Raw genomic sequence first — 17014 nt, 5'->3', positions numbered from 1 at the left:
ACCCGAGCGATCCGATCATCGCCGCATCGCTCGGAATCTGCTCGCCCGGAGAGATCGACATGACGGCCATTTCGTTGAAGCAGCCGGTGACGGCACGCGACGACATCATCCGCTTTGAAGGCATCGTCAAGCATTTCGGCGGCGCGCAGGCGCTTGCCGGTGCGTCGCTGATCGTCAGGCGCGGCACCATCCACGGTCTCGTCGGTCAGAACGGCGCCGGCAAGTCGACGCTGATCAAGCTGCTGGCAGGTCTTCACCAGCCGGATGGCGGCCGCATCGAGATCGAAGGGCAAACATTCGACAGGCTGACGCCGCATCTTGCCGAAGAGCTCGGCATCCACTTCATTCACCAGGACCGGCTGCTGGTGCCGACCTTCACCGTCGGCGAAGCCCTGTTCCTTGGCCGGGAACCACGCATCGCGGGCACACCGTTCCTCGACCGGCGACTGATGCAGCGCCGCGCATCTGACATTCTCAACGACTATTTCGGCATCCGGTTGCCGAACGCCGCCTTGATCGGCGAATTGTCGACCGCCGAAAAGCAGATCGTGCAAATCACCCGCGCCCTCCTCAATCAGCCAAAGGTGCTCGTCTTCGACGAGCCGACGGCCGCATTGGTGCGCCGCGAGGCCGATATCCTCTTCCGGCTGATCCGCCGTCTGCGCGACGAAGGCGTCACCATCATCTATATCTCGCATTACCTGAACGAAATCGAAGAGCTCTGCGACCACGTCACCGTGCTGCGCAACGGGCTGGACGTCGCCTCCCTGCCGATCGGCGACACCTCGGCCGGCGCGATTGCGCGGCTGATGGTCGAACGCGACATCAAGGAGATGTTTCCAAAGCCGGAAGTGACGCCGGGCGAAGACATCCTCAAGGTCGAGCAGCTGTCGGCGCCGGGGAAATATAGCGACGTGAGTTTCACGCTTCGCCGCGGCGAGGTGCTCGGCCTCACCGGCCTGCTCGGCTCCGGCGCAAAGGAGCTGGTCCGCGCTCTCTTCGGTCTGGAGACCCCGGCTTCCGGCCATATCGAGATCAGCGGCAAGGCTGCCCGTTTCACCAATCCCACCCAGGCAGCCGGCCGCGAGATCGCCCTGGTGCCGGAAGATCGGCGTCGCCACGGCGTCGCGCTCGACCTCAGCGTCGCGGAAAATATCAGCCTTTCGAGCCTTGGCCGCTTCACGCGTTTCGGCTTTCTTGATCGCAGACGCGAACAGAGAGAAGTCGACGGTCTGATTACGCGGCTGCAGGTGAAGACCAATGGCCGCGATGCCCTGCTGCGCACGCTTTCGGGCGGCAACCAGCAGAAGATCGCCATCGCCAAGTGGCTGAGCCGCCGCTCCGAGGTCTATCTCCTCGACGAACCAACTGTCGGCGTCGATATCGGCTCCAAGGTCGAGATCTATACGCTGATCGGCGAACTGGCGGCGCGCGGCGCCGGCGTCATCGTGCTGTCTTCGGATCTGCCCGAACTGATCGGCATCACCGATCGCATCCTGGTGCTCTTCCGCGGCCGCGTGGCGCGGGAATTCATCTCGTCGGAGACCACGGCAGATGCGGTGCTCGCTCAATCGACCGGATCATCCGAAGGACAACGCCATGTCGGCTGAAGTGGAATTCGCGCCTTCCGGTTTTTCCGCTGCGGAACCGCCGCCCCGGCCGGCCGGCAATATTGCCGCTGCGGCATTGCGCTTCGGATCGCTGATCGCTTTCGCCGCCATTCTGATCATCTTCTCGCTGACCGCACCCTATTTTCTCAGCATCGGCAATATCGGCAACGTGCTCGGTCAATCGGCCATCTCAGGCGTGCTTGCCATCGGGTTGACGATCGTGCTGATCGCAGGCGGCTCCAATGTCGTCACCGGTGGCATCGACCTGTCGCTCGCTGCCAATATGGGTCTCAGCGCCGCCGTCTATGCGAGCCTGACGCAACTCGGCTACGGAGATGCGACGGCGATTGCCGCGACAATCTTGACCGGCGCCCTGATCGGCTCGGTCAATGCAATCGCCGTCGTCTATGCCGGCATCGTGCCGCTGCTGGCCACGCTTGCCGTCATGAATGTCGTCGCCGGCCTGGAGTTGGTGCTGACCGGCAATACCGTCCTGCCGGCCTCGACACCTTTCCTATCGGCGCTCTCGGCCTCGGATCCTTTCGGCATCCCGGTTCTTGCCTATGTGCTCCTCGGCTTCACGGCGATCACCACGGCGATCGTGCAATATACCCCGCTCGGCCTGCGTCTCTATGCCGTCGGTGAGTTCCCGGATGCGGCGCGTGCCGCCGGCCTGCCGCTTCGCCGGCTGCTCGCCGGCGCCTTCGTCGCCAGCGGCGTCTCCGGCGGGATCGCCGGCATCCTGTCGGTTTCCTATCTGAGCGGCAGCACGACCGGCGCCGGCGAGATGCTGTTGCCCGTCGTCGTGACGGCCCTGCTCGGCTCGGTCTTTTCGCGCCGGCTGGTTCCGACGATCACCGGGACGCTGCTTTCGGCCCTTTTGGTCGGCTTCCTGGTCAACGGTTTCCAGCTGCTGAACATTTCGAGCACGCTGGTCAGCGGCGTCCAGGGTGTGCTCATTCTCATCGTCGTTTCCGCAACCACGCTGCTGCGCCGACAGGAGGCCTGACATGTCGCTCCAGACCCCTCCCCTCGCCAGCATCGGCTTGCCGCGTCTTATCGCTGGCGGCCTGGTGCGCTATGGGCTGATCCTCGCCCTGGTTGCGGTATTTGCCGCCTTTTCCGTGGCAACGCCGACATTCCTGACGCCTGCGAACCTGCAGAGCATCCTGGTCAACAATTTCACGCTGCTTGCCATCGTCTCCGTCGCCATGACCTTCGCCGTCGGGTCGGGCGGCATCGATCTTTCGGTGGGAACGGCGATGGATTTCGCCAGTTTCGCCTTCGTTTCGCTCGTCCTCGCCGGGCAGCCGGTGGCAGTCGCCGCACTCGCGGGACTGGCCGCCGGAGCGTTCGTCGGTGCCTTCAACGCGCTGCTGATTTCAGGGATCGGCGTGTCGCCATTCCTCGCCACGCTCGGCACGCTGTTCATCGGCCGCAGCGTTCAGCAGCTGCTGACCAATGGCGGCAATCCGGTCTATCTGCCGCCGAACGGCGTGCCGGAAGCCTTCCGTTTTCTCGGCCATGGCACGATCGCCGGCTTCCCGGTGCCGCTTGCCGCTGCCATTGTCGTCATTGTAGCCGCTGCGGTCGTTTTTGCCCGCACGCGTTTCGGCCGCGTCATCCTGTCGATCGGCATCCAGCCGGGGGTCGTGCGCTATTCCGGCATCGCCGCGCCGGCCCATGTCGCGGTGACTTTCATCCTGGTCGGGTTGATCGCGGCAATCGCCGGCCTGATCCTGACCGCAACCGTCACCACCTACATTCCCTCCTCGGGCAATGCCTTCCTGCTGAATGCAATCGGCGCGACCTTCATCGGCACGACGCTCAGCCCACTCGGGCGGCCGAATGTCGGCGGGACCGTTCTCGGGGCGCTGCTGCTCAGCATCGTCGCCAATGGCCTGCTGCTGACCGATCTGAACTTCTACTGGCAGCAGGTCGGCACGGGAACGTTGATCTTCGCCGTGCTCGCCCTGAGCTTCATCAACAGAAAGACCGCCGGCGCCGCTTAAGAGAAGTCGCAACTGCGGTGGTATCCTCGGAAGCGGTTCTATCCCGCCGAGGCGTCCGAAATCATTCTGGATACGGCATTCTTCCAGCCGATGATCTTGCCCTGCCGCTCGGTCTCATCCATTGAAGGGCTGAAGCGGCGGTCGCAGGCCCAGGCTTTCGCAAAATCCCGCTTGCCGGGCCAGATGCCGGCTTTCGAGCCGGCAAGCCAGGCTGCGCCCAGCGCTGTCGTCTCGCGGATCGCCGAGCGATCGACAGGGTTTCCCGTCATGTCGGCCAGGCACTGCATGGTCCAATCCGAATCCGCCATGCCACCATCGACGCGCAACACGGTTTCCAGCTGGTTGGCGCCCCAGTCTTTCTTCATCGCCACCAGCAGGTCGAGCGTCTGGTAGGCGACGGATTCAAGCACGGCGCGGGCAAATTCCGCCGGCCCGCTGTTTCGCGTCAGGCCGAAGATCGCGCCGCGCGCCGCTGGATCCCAGTAGGGCGCGCCGAGGCCGGTGAAGGCTGGGACGATATAGACCTGCTGTCCGGGATCGGCCTTGGCGGCAAGCACTCCTGCCTCGGATGCCTGGCCGATGATGCCGAGGCCGTCGCGCAGCCATTGCACGGCAGCACCGGCGATGAAGATCGAGCCCTCGAGCGCATAGGTCGTCTCGCCGTCGAGCCGGCAGGCGATCGTCGTCAGCATCCGGTTGGAGGAGGAAACACGATCCCGGCCGGTGTTCAACAGGGCAAAGCAGCCGGTGCCGTAGGTGGATTTCATCATGCCGGGCTCGAAGCAGGCATTGCCCACGGCCGCTGCCTGCTGGTCGCCGGCGACCCCGAGGATCGGAAGTTCCGCGCCGAACAGAGCCTTGTCGACGCGGCCGAAATCATCGGCGCATTCCCTGACCTCAGGAAGCATGGCGGCCGGAATGCGGAGAATGCCGAGAAGTTCCTCGTCCCAGGCACCGTCGTCGATATTGTAGAGCAGAGTCCTCGATGCATTGGTCGCATCGGTGGCATGCACGCGCCCATCAGTCAGATTGTAGATCAGCCAGCTGTCGATCGTGCCGAAGCAGACATCGCCGGCCTCGGCCTTCTCACGCAGGCCATCGACATTGTCGAGCAGCCAGCGCAGCTTCGTTCCGGAGAAATAGGGGTCGAGCAGCAGCCCTGTCTTGGCGCTGAACAGCTTCTCGTAGCCGTCTGCCTTCAGGCTCTCGCACATTTCTGCGGTGCGCCTGTCCTGCCAGACGATCGCGCGGTGAAGCGGTTTTCCTGACCCGCGGTCCCAGACGACCGCCGTCTCGCGCTGGTTGGTGATGCCGATCGCGGCAATGTCGGCCGCATCAAGTCCAGCATCGACAATCGCCTTACGCACTGTGTCGACGACGGACTGCCAGATTTCGGCGGCGTCGTGCTCCACCCATCCAGGCTGCGGATAATATTGGGTGATCTCCGCCTGCGCCGAGCCGGCCATTTTCATGTCGCCATCGAAGATGATGGCGCGCGACGACGTCGTGCCCTGGTCGATTGAAAGAATATAGCCGCTCATATCCGTCTCCGGCTCGCACGAAGCCGCTCCGCCTGCAGAGGACAGCAGGACGCGGACGTTTCATGAGAGAAAGATTGTGGGTGCCACCGGCTTGCTGCCGGTGGCAGGAAGTGATGGCCGGAAGCCTCGTCGCCTCCGGCCGGGTCCGCCTTACTTCTTCTGCCAGCTCTTGACGAGTTCGTCGTAGTTGACAGTGACCGGCTTGTCCTTCTCGTTCTCGATCTTCAACTGCGGGGCAAGGTTGCCGTTCTTCACCGCATCCGCGTTCCAATAAGCGAGATCATGCTCCTCGGCGAGTTTCGGGCCGATGTCGCCCTGGACCTTGGCGCGTTCCAGGCGCTGCAGCACCTTTTCCTGCTCGGAGCAAAGCGAGTCCATCGCTTCCTGTGCCGTCTTGGCGCCGGAAGAAGCATCGCCAATCGCCTGCCACCAAAGCTGAGCGAGCTTCGGATAGTCAGGAACGTTCGTACCGGTCGGCGACCACTGAAGGCGGGCCGGCGAACGATAGAATTCGATCAGACCGCCGAGTTTCGGCGCACGATCGGTGAAGGACTTGTGATCCAGCGTCGACTGGCGAATGAAGGTCAGACCCATATGGCTCTTCTTCACGTCGACAGTCTTCGAGGTGACGAACTGCGCATAGAGCCAGGCCGCCTTGGCGCGGTCGTCAGGCGTGGACTTCATCAGCGTCCACGAACCGGCGTCCTGATAGCCGAGCTTCATGCCGTCCTTCCAGTAGACGCCATGCGGGCTCGGTGCGAAACGCCATTTCGGCGTGCCGTCCGCGTTGACGACCGGCAGGCCTTCCTTGACGAAGTCGGCGGTGAAGGCCGTGTAGGTGAACATCTGCTGGGCGACTTCACCCTGCGACGGGACCGGGCCGGATTCGGAGAAGGTCATGCCCTGGGCGGCAGCCGGTGCATAGGCCTTCATCCAATCCAGATATTTCTGGATGGAATAGACCGCGGCAGGGCCGTTGGTATCGCCGCCGCGCGCCACGCACGAGCCGACCGGACGGGAGTTCTCGTCGACCTTGATGCCCCATTCATCGACGGGCTTGCCGTTCGGAATGCCCTTGTCGCCGTTGCCGGCCATCGACAGCCAGGCATCGGTGAAGCGCCATCCGAGCGATGGGTCCTTCTTGCCGTAGTCCATATGACCGAAGACCTTCTTGCCGTCGATCTCGCGGCCGGTGAAGAACTCGGCAATATCCTCATAGGCCGACCAGTTGACCGGCACGCCGAGATCGTAGCCGTACTTCGCCTTGAAGTCCGCCTTGTTCTTCTCGTCGTTGAACCAGTCGTAACGGAACCAGTAGAGGTTCGCGAACTGCTGGTCAGGCAGCTGGTAGAGCTTGCCGTCAGGCGCCGTGGTGAAGGACTTGCCGATGAAGTCGTCGATGTCGAGGCCGGGATTGGTGACATCCTTGCCTTCGTTGGCCATCCAGTCGGTCAGCGAGCGCGCCTGCTGATAGCGCCAATGGGTGCCGATCAGGTCGCTATCGTTGATATAGGCGTCATAGATGTTTTCGCCGGACTGCATCTGCGTCTGCAGCTTCTCGACCACGTCGCCTTCGCCGATGAGGTCGTGAGTGATTTTGATGCCGGTGATCGCCGTGAAGGCGGGCGCCAGCACCTTCGATTCGTATTCATGGGTCGTGATCGTTTCGGACACAACCTTGATGTCCATGCCGGCGAAAGGCTTCGCAGCATCAACGAACCACTGCATTTCCTTTTCCTGGTCGGCGCGTGGAAGCGTCGAGAGATCGCCGACTTCCTTGTCGAGGAACGTCTTGGCCTCGTCCATGCCGGCATAGGCCGAAGCTGTCATTGCCAGCAGCAAGCCTGCTGTCGTCGTCAATAAGTGCCTTCGCATAATATCCTCCCAGGGTTTGCGATTGCAGTTACGTCTCAGGCGGCCAGTACCCCCGGCCATCTGTCTTCTCCTTGCCGTCACACGTAGCGGAAGACGCCGATGGCGTAGACCACGGAGATGGCAAGAGCCCACCACAGGTTGGGCCCACCGAGCCCAAGCCATGCAAGATGAATGAAAGCGCTGCCCAGCAGCGAAATGAAGAGCCGGTCGCCGCGCGTCGTCTCGAACCGCAGCACGCCCGTGCGCGGCGAGCCGCCCGGCGAAAAATATTCCCAGACGCTCATGGCGATCAGAAGCGCCAGGATCGTCAGGAAGAACAGCGTCGTCGGCAGCGTCCAGGCCATCCAGGAAAAATTCATGACCGTCTCCTCCTCAAACGCGCCCGAGCGCGAAGCCCTTGGCGATGTAGTTGCGGACGAAATAGATGACGAGCGCGCCCGGAATGATGGTGAGCACGCCAGCCGCCGCCAGCACGCCCCAGTCCATGCCCGAGGCGGAGACCGTTCGCGTCATGATCGCCGAGATCGGCTTTGCCGCCGTCGTCGTCAGCGTGCGGGCCAGCAGCAGCTCGACCCACGAGAACATGAAGCAGAAGAAGCCCGCGACCCCGACGCCGCTCGCAATCAGCGGAATGAAGATCTTGATGAAGAAACGCGGGAAGGAATAACCGTCGATATAGGCGGTTTCGTCGATCTCCTTCGGCACACCGGACATGAAACCTTCGAGGATCCAGACGGCGAGCGGCACGTTGAACAGGCAGTGGGCAAGGGCCACGGCGATGTGCGTGTCGATCAGGCCGAAGGCCGAATAGAGCTGGAAGAACGGCAGCGCGAAGACCGCCGGCGGCGCCATGCGGTTGGTCAGCAGCCAGAAGAACAGGTGCTTGTCGCCGAGGAAGCGGTAGCGCGAGAAGGCATAGGCTGCCGGCAGCGCCGCCGCGACCGAGATCACCGTGTTCATCACCACATAGATGATCGAGTTGATATAGCCGTTATACCAGGATGGATCGGTGAAGATGACCGTGTAGTTGCGCAGCGTCGGGTTCGTCGGCCAGAGCGAGAAAGCGCCGGTGATCTCCGAATTCTCCTTGAAGCTCATATTGACGAGCCAGTAGATCGGCAGGATCAGGAAGACGATGTAGATCGTCGGAACGAGCCAGGAGAGGCTGCCTGCAGGTTTGTATTTGTTGCTCATATCTCGCCCTCCCTTTCAGCTCGCGTCGTCGCTGCTGGTCATCACGGTGTAGAACACCCATGAGAGCAGCAGGATGATGAGGAAGTAGATGATCGACATTGCCGCCGCCGGGCCAAGATCGAACTGGCCGACTGCCGTCTTCACGAGGTCGATGGAAAGGAAGGTCGTCGAGTTGCCAGGCCCGCCGCCGGTGACGACGAAAGGCTCGGTATAGATCATGAAACTGTCCATGAAGCGCAGGAGGACGGCGATCAGCAGCACCCGCTTCATCTTCGGCAGCTGAATGTAGCGGAAGACCGACCAGCGCGAGGCGCCATCGATCTTGGCCGCCTGGTAATAGGCATCCGGGATCGAGACCAGGCCGGCATAGCAAAGCAGCACGACGAGGCTTGTCCAGTGCCAGACGTCCATGACGATGACGGTCACCCAGGCATCGATCGGATCGCGGACATAATTATAGTCGAGGCCGATCGCTTCGAGGGTGTGGCCGAGCAGGCCGATATCGACGCGTCCGAAGACCTGCCAGATGGTGCCGACGACGTTCCACGGAATGAGCAGCGGCAGCGCCATCAGCACCAGGCAGACGGGAACGCCCGGTCCTGATTTCGGCATGTTGAGCGCGATGAAGATGCCAAGCGGAATCTCCAGCGCCAGGATGATGAAGGAGAACAGCAGATTGCGCTGCAGCGATTCCCAGAAGCGGTCGGAATGCAGGGTCTGGACGAACCAGTCGGTACCAGCCCAGAAGAACTCGTTGTTGCCGAACGTATCCTGCACCGAATAGTTGACGACGGTCATCAGCGGGATGACGGCCGAAAACGCCACGAGCAGCAGCACCGGCAGGACCAGAAACCAGGCTTTGTTATTCCACGTCTTCTGCATGGCTCAGGCCTCCCTGCCGACACGCCAACTGTCGGCGTAGATGCTGATGGCGGACGGATCGAAGGTGACGCGGGCATCCGCGGGAATGTCGGCGTCTTCAGGCACGACGATGGCGATCGGCTGGCCGGCAAAGCGGGCGCGCACGATCTTCTGCCGGCCGATATCCTCGACCTTGCTGACGGTGACCGGCATGCCCTCCCGTCCCAGGCGAATGAATTCGGGGCGGATGCCGAGTTCGGTTTTGACCGTGCCTGATGTCTTCGGCGCGTAATCGAGCGTCAGCGTCTCGTCTCCGACCTTGACCGCGCTGCCCTCGATTGTCGCTGGCATGAAATTCATACCCGGCGAACCGATGAAGTAACCGACGAAGGTGTGGCTCGGCCGCTCGAAGAGCTCGGCCGGCGTGCCGATCTGGACGATCTGGCCGTCATACATGACGACCACCTTTTCGGCGAAGGTCAGTGCTTCCGTCTGGTCGTGGGTGACATAGACCATGGTGAAGCCGAACTGCTTGTGCAGCCGCTTCAGCTGCGAGCGCAGCACCCATTTCATATGCGGATCGATGACGGTCAGCGGCTCGTCGAACAGGATGGCGTTGACGTCGTTGCGCACCAGTCCGCGGCCGAGCGAGATCTTCTGCTTCTGGTCGGCCGTCAGGCCCTGCGCCTTGCGCCTGGCCCAGCCGGCAAGATCGATCATTTCGAGGATGTCGCGGACACGCCGGTCGACATCCGCCTCGGCCACGCCGCGGTTGCGCAGAGGAAAGGCGAGATTGTCGTACACGGTCATCGTGTCGTAGATGACGGGAAACTGGAAGACCTGGGCGATGTTACGGCTCTGCGTCGAAAGGTTCGTGACATCGTTGCCGTCGAACAGGATGCGGCCATGTGAGGGCTGCAGCAGGCCGGAGATGATGTTGAGCAGCGTGGTCTTGCCACAGCCGGAAGGACCGAGCAGCGCATAGGCGCCGCCATCGTTCCATTCGTGGTCGACTTCCTTCAGGGAATAATCCTTGTCGGACTTCGGATTGGCGCCGTAGGCGTGGCGGATATGGTCGAGCGTGATGCGTGCCATTGTGCTCTCCTATACCTTTCCGGCCGCAGCGATGGCGCGGCCGTCGCTGCCGAAGGCCATCAGGTGGCGGGTGTCGAGAAAAGCTTCGACCTCCATGTCGGGATCGATGTCGTGAATGCCATGCGCCAGCATCACCCAGCGCACACCGTCATATTCCAGGTGAACGAAGCTCTCGGAGCCGGTGATCTCGGAAACCAGCGTGCGCGCCTGCAGGCGGGCCGCATCGCCGGTCTGCGGCGCAAGGCCGAGATGATGCGGGTGGAAAGCGATGGTGACGGGACCATCTGGCACGACGGCCAGATGCGAGGGAACCGAGATCGTGACCCCGCTCGGACGCGTGAACACATTGCCGGATTTCGTGACGTCGAGGGTGTTCAGCGGCGGATCGGCGAAAATGCCGGCGGTGGCGAGATTGACGGGTCGGCGATAAACCTCGATCGTCGGCCCGAACTGGGTCACCCGGCCCTGGTTCAGCGTTGCCGTGTTGCCGCCAAGCAGGAGCGCCTCGGAAGGCTCGGTCGTCGCATAGACGAAGATCGCGCCGGATTGGGCAAAGATCTTCGGCAGTTCCTCGCGCAGTTCCTCGCGCAGCTTGTAATCGAGATTGGCGAGCGGCTCGTCCATCAGCACGAGGCTGGCATTCTTGACGAGTGCGCGCGCGAGCGCCGTGCGCTGCTGCTGGCCGCCGGACAGATTGAGCGGGGTGCGGTCGAGATAGGGCGTGAGCTTCAGCAGCTCGGCCGCCTTGCGCACCTCACGGTCGATCGTGGCGGCATCCTTGCCCGATATGCGCATCGGCGAGGCGATGTTGTTGTAGACGGTCAGTGCCGGATAGTTGATGAATTGCTGGTAGACCATGGCGACGTTGCGCTTCTGCACCGGCATGCCGGTGACGTCAGTGCCGTCGAAATGGATCGAGCCGCCGGTCGGCCGGTCAAGCCCCGCCATCAGCCGCATCAGAGAGGTCTTACCCGCGAGCGTCGGCCCGAGCAGGACGTTCAGCGTGCCTCGCTCGAGAACCAGATCGGTCGGATAGATATGATAGTCCGCGCCCACCATCTTGGCAGCGTTTCGCAGTTCCAGCATTCCGATTCCCGTGCCTCCACGCATCGGGGACCACATGACTCCTACCCGGCCATCGCCGGCATGGCAGCCATGTACTCCTCCAGTGACTGGGCCTGCTCCTTCGAAAGGCGCAGACCATCCTTTGTTCTCCTCCACAGCACGTCTTCGGCGTGCCGGGCCCATTCATGTTCGACGAGATAGGTGACCTCTGCCTCGTAGAGATCGCCGCCGAACAGCCGTCCGAGATCGTCGATGCCGCTGGCATCGCCAAGCAGCGCCTCGGCCCTGGTGCCATAGCGGCGCACCAGCCGGCGGGCATGCCGATCGGCGAGGAACGAATAACGCCGCTTCAGCTTGGCGACCTCCGCTTCGTAACCCCTGACCGCGAAGTCGCCGCCCGGCAGATGGCTTTTGGCCGTCCACGGGGCGCCTTTGGCGCCGATCGAAGCACCGATCTTCTCCAGCGCATGTTCGGAAAGCCGGCGATAGGTGGTGAGCTTGCCGCCGAAGACGTTGAGCAGAGGCGCAGCGGCACCTTCGCCTTCCAGCTTCAGCACATAGTCACGCGTCGCCTCCTGCGCCTTCGAGGCGCCATCATCATAAAGTGGCCTGACCGCAGAATAGGTCCAGACGATATCCTCCGGCCTGACCGGCTCCTTGAAATATTCAGACGCTGCATTGCAGAGATAGATGGTCTCCTCCTCGGAGATCCGGACATCCCGGGGATCGGCGGTATAGTCGCGATCCGTGGTGCCGATCAGAGTGAAGTCGCCCTCGTAGGGGATGGCGAAGATGATGCGGTTATCGGGATTCTGGAAGAAATAGGCTCTCACATCGTCGAATTTCTTCTTCACGACGATATGGCTGCCCTGGACGAGGCGGACATGATGGGCTTCGTTCTGGCCGATGGCGGAACGAATGACATGGTCGACCCAGGGACCGGCGGCATTGACCAACATGCGGGCTTGATGGTTGTCATTGCGACCGGTGAGGGTATCGGTGGTCTCGATATGCCACAGGCCATTCTCGCGCCTTGCCGACACCACCTTGGTGCGCGGCATGATCAGCGCGCCCTTGTCGGCGGCATCGCGGGCGTTCAGCACCACCATGCGGGCATCGTCGACCCAGCCGTCGGAATATTCGAAGGCCTTGGAAAACAGCGCCTTCAGCGGCTTGCCGGCCGGATCGCGGCGCATGTCGAGCACGGCTGTCGGCGGCAGCAGCTTGCGACCGCCGAGATGATCGTAAAGGAAGAGGCCAAGCCGGATCAGCCAGGCCGGACGGATACCGCCCTTGTGGTAGGGCAGTACGAAACGCAGCGGCCAGATGATGTGCGGCGCCATCGCCCAGAGGATCTCGCGCTCCATCAGCGATTCACGCACTAGGCGGAACTCGTAATGCTCGAGATAACGCAGGCCGCCATGGATCAGCTTGGTGGCGCCCGACGAGGTACCCGAGGCGAAATCGTTCATTTCCGCCAGCGCCACCGAATAACCGCGCCCGACGGCGTCGCGCGCAATGCCGCAGCCGTTGATGCCGCCACCGATGACGAATATGTCGTGAATATTTCGGCCCAATTCCCCCTCCGAGCCCGCCGTCGATTTCGCATCGCACAAAACTTGCGCAATTGCGAAAGTAACAACAGTTAAAACGAAAGGAATACGAATGTCAAACGAATGTTTGCGAGGGACCGCTGTCTAGCGAAATCTGCCGTTCGTTTCGATCAGTTTCACATTGTTTTCGAGGCAGAGATTGCGGATCGACGGCACCGGACAGTGATCGGTGATGAAGGTATGAACCTGGGAAAGCTGGCCGATCCTGACTGGTGCGGTGCGTTCGAACTTCGTCGAATCGGCAACGAGAATGACATGTCGGGCATTGGCGATGATGGCCTGGGCGACCTTCACTTCGCGAAAATCATAGTCGAGAAGCGCGCCGTCGATATCGATCGCCGACGCGCCGATCACGGCGTAGTCGACCTTGAACTGGCGGATGAAATCGACGGCCGCCTCGCCGACAATCCCGCCGTCCGAACCCCGCACGACGCCGCCGGCAATGACGACCTCGATCGCCGGGAAAAGACGTAACCTATTGGCAACATTGATATTATTGGTGATGACCATCAGCTCGTGATGGTCGGCGAGCGCCTCGCCCACCGCCTCGGTCGTCGTTCCGATATTGATGAAGAGCGAGGCCCCGCTCGGGATCAGCTCGACCGCGGCAATGCCGATCGCCTGTTTCTCGGAAGCGGCGATCTGGCGGCGTGCTTCGTATTTGACGTTCTCCGTCCCGCTCGGGAATGTGGCGCCGCCATGGATGCGTGTCAGCACCTGCGCATCACAGAGATCGTTGAGGTCCTTGCGGATCGTCTGCGGCGTCACCGAAAAGCGGGAGGCGAGCTCCTCGACCAGCACCCTGCCGCTCGACTTCGCAATCGCCACGATTTCAGTTTGCCGGTCGGTCAAGAACATGAGCGCGCGCCTTTCGATCTGCTTTCGTTTTAAAGAAAGCGAACGGCTGCGCAATGCCTAACTGTTACCAGGCCGCCTTCACGGCCTGAATTCGACGCTACCGCTTCCGCATCACGTTGACGACGAGCACGCCGAGGATTGCCATGACGCCACCGACCGCGCCCAACGCCGTCGGCGTTTCGCCCAGCCAGACGAACCCGATCAGCGTGGCGACCGGGGGAACGCCGTAGAGGAAATTCGAGGCACGGGCGGCCGTCAGCCGCTTCAGGGCGATTGCCCAGGTGAGGTAGCCGATCGCGGTCGGAAAGATAACGAGATAGGCAACGCCCCAGTTCACCTCCGCCGGTGCGGCGGCCAGCGCCTGAATCGTCGCCGGGACGGCCGGAAACAGCGGCACGGAACCGATGAGCAGGATCCATGCAGTGACGGCAAGCGCCGGCAAGCGCCCGAGCAGCGGCTTCTGCAGCACGCTGGCGATCGCCGAGCAGAGCGCTGCGCCAAGGATGAGGACGGCATTCGGATCGAGCTTGAAGCCGCCGTCGGAAGCGACCGCAATCAGCGCCACGCCGCCAAAGGAAACCGCGGTGCCCACCCAGCCCCAGCGGCCGAAGCGCTCGCCGAGCGCGAATGTGGCAATGAGGGCGGTGAAGACGGGCATGGTGTTGATGATGAAGCTCGCCGGTCCTGCCGCAACGGTCTGCTCGCCGGTGTTCAGCAGAACCGCATAGGCGGCGATGAAGAGCACGGCGGCAACGGAGAGGCGGAAAAAATCGCGTTTTTCCGGCATCGGCCGATAGATGACGAGATAGACGAGGGCGATGACGCCGGCTGCCACATAGCGCGCCGTCGCCAGTTCGATCGGCGTCAGTGGTCCGAGACAGATGCGGATCACCACGAAGGAGGAAGCCCAGGAGAGGATGGTGACGACGATCGCCGCAAAGGCCACCAAATCGAACCCGCCTTGCTGTTTCGTCGAAACCGGTACGCTTGCCGCCATGCTCATTTTCGCCTCCATATGTTCCTGCGACAGTGATTAGGCCTTCGATGCGTGCTTGAAAAGCATTGCAATCGATGATCAAATGTGCGTATGGTTCACAGCTCGCCAGTGCTTCCACCGCTCGATACGCTCGAGACCTTTGCCCGCGCCGCCCGGCTCGGATCGTTTTCGGCTGCGGCCGAGGAAAGCGGCATCACCCACGGCGCAGTGTCGCGGCAGGTCTCGCGCCTGGAGCGCTGGATGGGCGTGCGCCTGTTTGCCCGCGAAGCCCGAGGCGTGCGCCTGACGCCGGAAGGCATGCGGTTTTTCGCGCGGGCGGAAGAAGCACTTACGCTGCTCGGCAATAGCGGCGAACGCTGGCTGCCTCGCCGCAACAAGGCGGTGGTGCGCCTTTCGGTGACGCCCTCTGTCGCCTCGCTATGGCTGTTTCAACGCCTGCCGAAGCTCGAAGGAAACGAGCTGCATGTCGAGCTGACGCTCGAACACCGGCTGGCGGATTTTGGCGAAGGCACGGATCTTGCCATTCGCTGCGGCAAGGGACCATGGGCCGGCGTGCGCGCCCTGCCGCTCTGGCAGGAGAAGTCGTTTCCGATCGCCGCACCGGCGCTGGCGGAGCGGCTCGGGCAGCGTTCCGATGCCTTGTCGCTGCTCGATCTGCCGATCCTGCACGATTCGAATATTGAAGGCTGGCGGCGCTGGCTCTCCCGTGAGGGCGTCGACTATATACCGCGCGGCCATGACCGGCGCTTCGAGGACTACAATCTGGTGATCGATGCCTGCGCCCAGGGCCTCGGAATCGCGCTCGCGCGGCCGCCGCTGTCGGATGCCGCGCTGGCCACCGGGCGCGTCGTCGCCGTATCCGAGCGGACGCTCGATTACCATGTGGCCTTTCACCTGATTAGACCGGACGAGGCCCTGAGAAGCCCTGCCATCGAATTCGCCAGCCGCTTCCTGCGCGAGGCCGGCCATGACGAGACGACGATCGCTACTTTTATCGCACCCGGACGAGCGAAAGCGTAGGCGGATCGGACGGCCCGCGCTAGATCGAGCCAGTTGATCTCAGAGCAGACAAACGACGGCATCGCCGATGCGCAGGCCAAGGGAAAGAACCGCGGCGCCAGCCACTCGATACCAAGAAAGTCGAGGCCGCTGTGAAGCTTTTTAGTGCTGGAACTTCGCCGTCGGAAACTGCGATGCAACTTGGCCTAGCCGCTCAACTCTCTATCGCGGATGCACCGGCTAGGTGTCAGACGCTCCGAGCAACTGGATTTTCTTATGATACGCAACTCCTCGCAAAGCAGTATCCCGAAACACACGGTACGATCCGATGCAGAAAAAGCGCGCATTTGTGCCGCTAACAATGCAGACCTGTATCAGGCGATGTTCCGTGCCCATGGACTGCCTGATCAGCGAACCAGTGCATTTTGGTCAAGCGATGCGATCGCACCCCCCTACTATTCCAACATGACGACACTCGACCCGGATGCAACAGAGGAACAGCTGATTGAAATCGGTCGGCTGACAGATCGGCTAGGACGGCGACCTGGTTTCAAAGACGGGGTTTTCCAGGCTCGATCTCGTCAACAAAGGGTTCCAGTTGTTGTTTTCCGCATCATGGATTTGGGCTGAACCTCGCGGAATTTCAGTGCGTGCGCCTCAGGATTGGGCACGCATTCGCGATGCAGCGGCACTGGAGCGCTGGGAACATTCCTGGAAAGCGTCTGGTAGCCAGACCGATGCCAACGTCTTCACACCGGCCCTGCTTTCCGATCCCAACATACATATCTATGGCCGATGGGCCGGCGACGGTTTTGATGCGGGCTGCATCGTAAATCGATCAACCGCGGCTGTAGGGATCTCCAATATCTTTAACTTGACTGGTGCGCTGCAGGCCTTCAGGGATGCCATGTCGTTGGCCACTATCGCCTTTTCACCCGAAGTGCCGCTAGTCGGCTATGACAGTGGCGCAACGCTAAACGAAATGACAAAGCTGGGCTTCAGGTCAGTCGGCAAACTGAGGATTTGGCTACCTGACGACGGTTCCTAAGGGTCTTTCTCTATTTGTTATCCAGTAGCTTAGTTTGATGGGAAACCAACGCTCGCCCTCTATAGTGCTCCGGCGGCGTGCCGTAGATATCCCAGATCTTCAGATAGCGCCCGACCAGGATCTCGTCCTCGCCGGGCGTTGCCATTCGAATATCCATCATGTCGTGATCCGGCTTGGGCATGCGAGGGTGCGAAATCGAGCCTCAGACGAGATAACGTCCCCTGCCGCGTCGCGGCAGGGGACGTC

At 62.0% G+C, this 17014-nt stretch carries 16 protein-coding genes and 1 pseudogene; 6 read left to right on the top strand and 11 right to left on the bottom strand.

Annotation, left to right across the window (positions count from 1 at the left end; genetic code table 11):
- Positions 1–59: 59 nt before the first annotated feature.
- Genes HX898_RS31585 through HX898_RS31575 form a run of 3 tightly spaced genes read left to right on the top strand, consistent with a single transcriptional unit; the run spans position 60 to position 3622 of the window.
- A complete protein-coding gene (locus HX898_RS31585) occupies positions 60–1610 on the top strand; it encodes a sugar ABC transporter ATP-binding protein (protein ID WP_138334276.1) in 1551 nt (516 codons plus the stop codon).
- Positions 1600–2619, top strand: coding sequence for an ABC transporter permease (locus HX898_RS31580; protein WP_138334277.1), 1020 nt, complete (start codon positions 1600–1602; stop codon positions 2617–2619). Before HX898_RS31585 ends, HX898_RS31580 begins: the two co-directional genes overlap by 11 nt.
- Position 2620: 1 nt before the next feature.
- Positions 2621–3622 (top strand): ABC transporter permease, encoded by a 1002-nt coding sequence (locus HX898_RS31575; RefSeq protein ID WP_138390003.1) that lies wholly within the window; start codon positions 2621–2623, stop codon positions 3620–3622.
- Positions 3623–3660: 38 nt separating this feature from the next.
- Here HX898_RS31575 and glpK read toward each other — a convergent pair whose 3' ends face one another.
- The 10 genes from glpK to HX898_RS31525 all read right to left on the bottom strand — a co-directional run bounded on the left by glpK (position 3661) and on the right by HX898_RS31525 (position 14739).
- Entirely contained in the window at positions 3661–5163 is a 1503-nt protein-coding gene (gene glpK, locus HX898_RS31570; RefSeq protein ID WP_138390002.1) for a glycerol kinase GlpK, read from the bottom strand.
- A gap of 150 nt (positions 5164–5313) precedes the next feature.
- On the bottom strand, positions 5314–7038 hold the full coding sequence (locus HX898_RS31565) for an ABC transporter substrate-binding protein (RefSeq protein ID WP_011649612.1): 1725 nt from the start codon (positions 7036–7038) through the stop codon (positions 5314–5316).
- 77 nt (positions 7039–7115) lie between these two features.
- Positions 7116–7397 (bottom strand): DUF2160 domain-containing protein, encoded by a 282-nt coding sequence (locus HX898_RS31560; RefSeq protein ID WP_003549529.1) that lies wholly within the window; start codon positions 7395–7397, stop codon positions 7116–7118.
- A gap of 13 nt (positions 7398–7410) precedes the next feature.
- The gene (locus HX898_RS31555; protein WP_138334280.1) at positions 7411–8232 is read right to left on the bottom strand and encodes a carbohydrate ABC transporter permease; all 822 of its coding nucleotides are present in this window, start codon (positions 8230–8232) and stop codon (positions 7411–7413) included.
- Between the two features lie 15 nt (positions 8233–8247).
- On the bottom strand, positions 8248–9114 hold the full coding sequence (locus HX898_RS31550; protein ID WP_138334281.1) for a sugar ABC transporter permease: 867 nt from the start codon (positions 9112–9114) through the stop codon (positions 8248–8250).
- 3 nt (positions 9115–9117) lie between these two features.
- The gene (locus HX898_RS31545) at positions 9118–10188 is read right to left on the bottom strand and encodes an ABC transporter ATP-binding protein (RefSeq protein ID WP_138390001.1); all 1071 of its coding nucleotides are present in this window, start codon (positions 10186–10188) and stop codon (positions 9118–9120) included.
- A gap of 9 nt (positions 10189–10197) precedes the next feature.
- Positions 10198–11274, bottom strand: coding sequence for an ABC transporter ATP-binding protein (locus HX898_RS31540; RefSeq protein WP_138334283.1), 1077 nt, complete (start codon positions 11272–11274; stop codon positions 10198–10200).
- A gap of 41 nt (positions 11275–11315) precedes the next feature.
- Complete coding sequence (gene glpD, locus HX898_RS31535) at positions 11316–12830, bottom strand: glycerol-3-phosphate dehydrogenase (RefSeq protein ID WP_138334284.1); 1515 nt, start codon at positions 12828–12830, stop codon at positions 11316–11318.
- A 120-nt stretch (positions 12831–12950) separates the two neighbouring features.
- The gene (locus tag HX898_RS31530) at positions 12951–13724 is read right to left on the bottom strand and encodes a DeoR/GlpR family DNA-binding transcription regulator (RefSeq protein ID WP_003549541.1); all 774 of its coding nucleotides are present in this window, start codon (positions 13722–13724) and stop codon (positions 12951–12953) included.
- A gap of 97 nt (positions 13725–13821) precedes the next feature.
- Positions 13822–14739 (bottom strand): DMT family transporter, encoded by a 918-nt coding sequence (locus HX898_RS31525; RefSeq protein WP_020047587.1) that lies wholly within the window; start codon positions 14737–14739, stop codon positions 13822–13824.
- 72 nt (positions 14740–14811) lie between these two features.
- Here HX898_RS31525 and HX898_RS31520 point away from each other — a divergent pair, with 72 nt between their 5' ends.
- The 3 genes from HX898_RS31520 (at position 14812) to HX898_RS33390 (ending at position 16768) form a co-directional block, all read left to right on the top strand.
- Entirely contained in the window at positions 14812–15741 is a 930-nt protein-coding gene (locus HX898_RS31520) for a LysR family transcriptional regulator (RefSeq protein ID WP_138390069.1), read from the top strand.
- Positions 15742–15996: 255 nt separating this feature from the next.
- Positions 15997–16350 (top strand): hypothetical protein, encoded by a 354-nt coding sequence (locus HX898_RS33395; RefSeq protein ID WP_246413402.1) that lies wholly within the window; start codon positions 15997–15999, stop codon positions 16348–16350.
- A gap of 16 nt (positions 16351–16366) precedes the next feature.
- Positions 16367–16768 carry a hypothetical protein gene (locus HX898_RS33390; protein ID WP_246413404.1) on the top strand — a complete coding sequence of 134 codons (402 nt, stop codon included), beginning with the start codon at positions 16367–16369 and terminating at the stop codon, positions 16766–16768.
- Between the two features lie 58 nt (positions 16769–16826).
- Here the strand turns inward: HX898_RS33390 and HX898_RS31510 are convergent.
- Positions 16827–16949: pseudogene (locus HX898_RS31510) on the bottom strand (GNAT family N-acetyltransferase); the annotation flags it as partial.
- Positions 16950–17014: the final 65 nt, after the last annotated feature.

Origin of the sequence: Rhizobium sp. WYCCWR 11128, assembly GCF_013416305.1 — a bacterium.
GTDB lineage: Bacteria > Pseudomonadota > Alphaproteobacteria > Rhizobiales > Rhizobiaceae > Rhizobium > Rhizobium indicum.
This window is presented reverse-complemented; position numbering and strand designations above follow the sequence as displayed.

Coding starts and splice junctions, on each gene's coding strand:
- HX898_RS31545 (WP_138390001.1), bottom strand. CDS start 10,188: ATGGCACGCATCACGCTCGACCATATCCGCCACGCCTACGGCGCCAAT.
- HX898_RS31560 (WP_003549529.1), bottom strand. CDS start 7,397: ATGAATTTTTCCTGGATGGCCTGGACGCTGCCGACGACGCTGTTCTTC.
- HX898_RS31580 (WP_138334277.1), top strand. CDS start 1,600: ATGTCGGCTGAAGTGGAATTCGCGCCTTCCGGTTTTTCCGCTGCGGAA.
- HX898_RS31565 (WP_011649612.1), bottom strand. CDS start 7,038: ATGCGAAGGCACTTATTGACGACGACAGCAGGCTTGCTGCTGGCAATG.
- glpK (WP_138390002.1), bottom strand. CDS start 5,163: ATGAGCGGCTATATTCTTTCAATCGACCAGGGCACGACGTCGTCGCGC.
- HX898_RS31540 (WP_138334283.1), bottom strand. CDS start 11,274: ATGCTGGAACTGCGAAACGCTGCCAAGATGGTGGGCGCGGACTATCAT.
- HX898_RS31550 (WP_138334281.1), bottom strand. CDS start 9,114: ATGCAGAAGACGTGGAATAACAAAGCCTGGTTTCTGGTCCTGCCGGTG.
- HX898_RS31525 (WP_020047587.1), bottom strand. CDS start 14,739: ATGGAGGCGAAAATGAGCATGGCGGCAAGCGTACCGGTTTCGACGAAA.
- HX898_RS31530 (WP_003549541.1), bottom strand. CDS start 13,724: ATGTTCTTGACCGACCGGCAAACTGAAATCGTGGCGATTGCGAAGTCG.
- HX898_RS31585 (WP_138334276.1), top strand. CDS start 60: ATGACGGCCATTTCGTTGAAGCAGCCGGTGACGGCACGCGACGACATC.
- HX898_RS31520 (WP_138390069.1), top strand. CDS start 14,812: ATGGTTCACAGCTCGCCAGTGCTTCCACCGCTCGATACGCTCGAGACC.
- HX898_RS31575 (WP_138390003.1), top strand. CDS start 2,621: ATGTCGCTCCAGACCCCTCCCCTCGCCAGCATCGGCTTGCCGCGTCTT.
- HX898_RS31555 (WP_138334280.1), bottom strand. CDS start 8,232: ATGAGCAACAAATACAAACCTGCAGGCAGCCTCTCCTGGCTCGTTCCG.
- HX898_RS33395 (WP_246413402.1), top strand. CDS start 15,997: ATGATACGCAACTCCTCGCAAAGCAGTATCCCGAAACACACGGTACGA.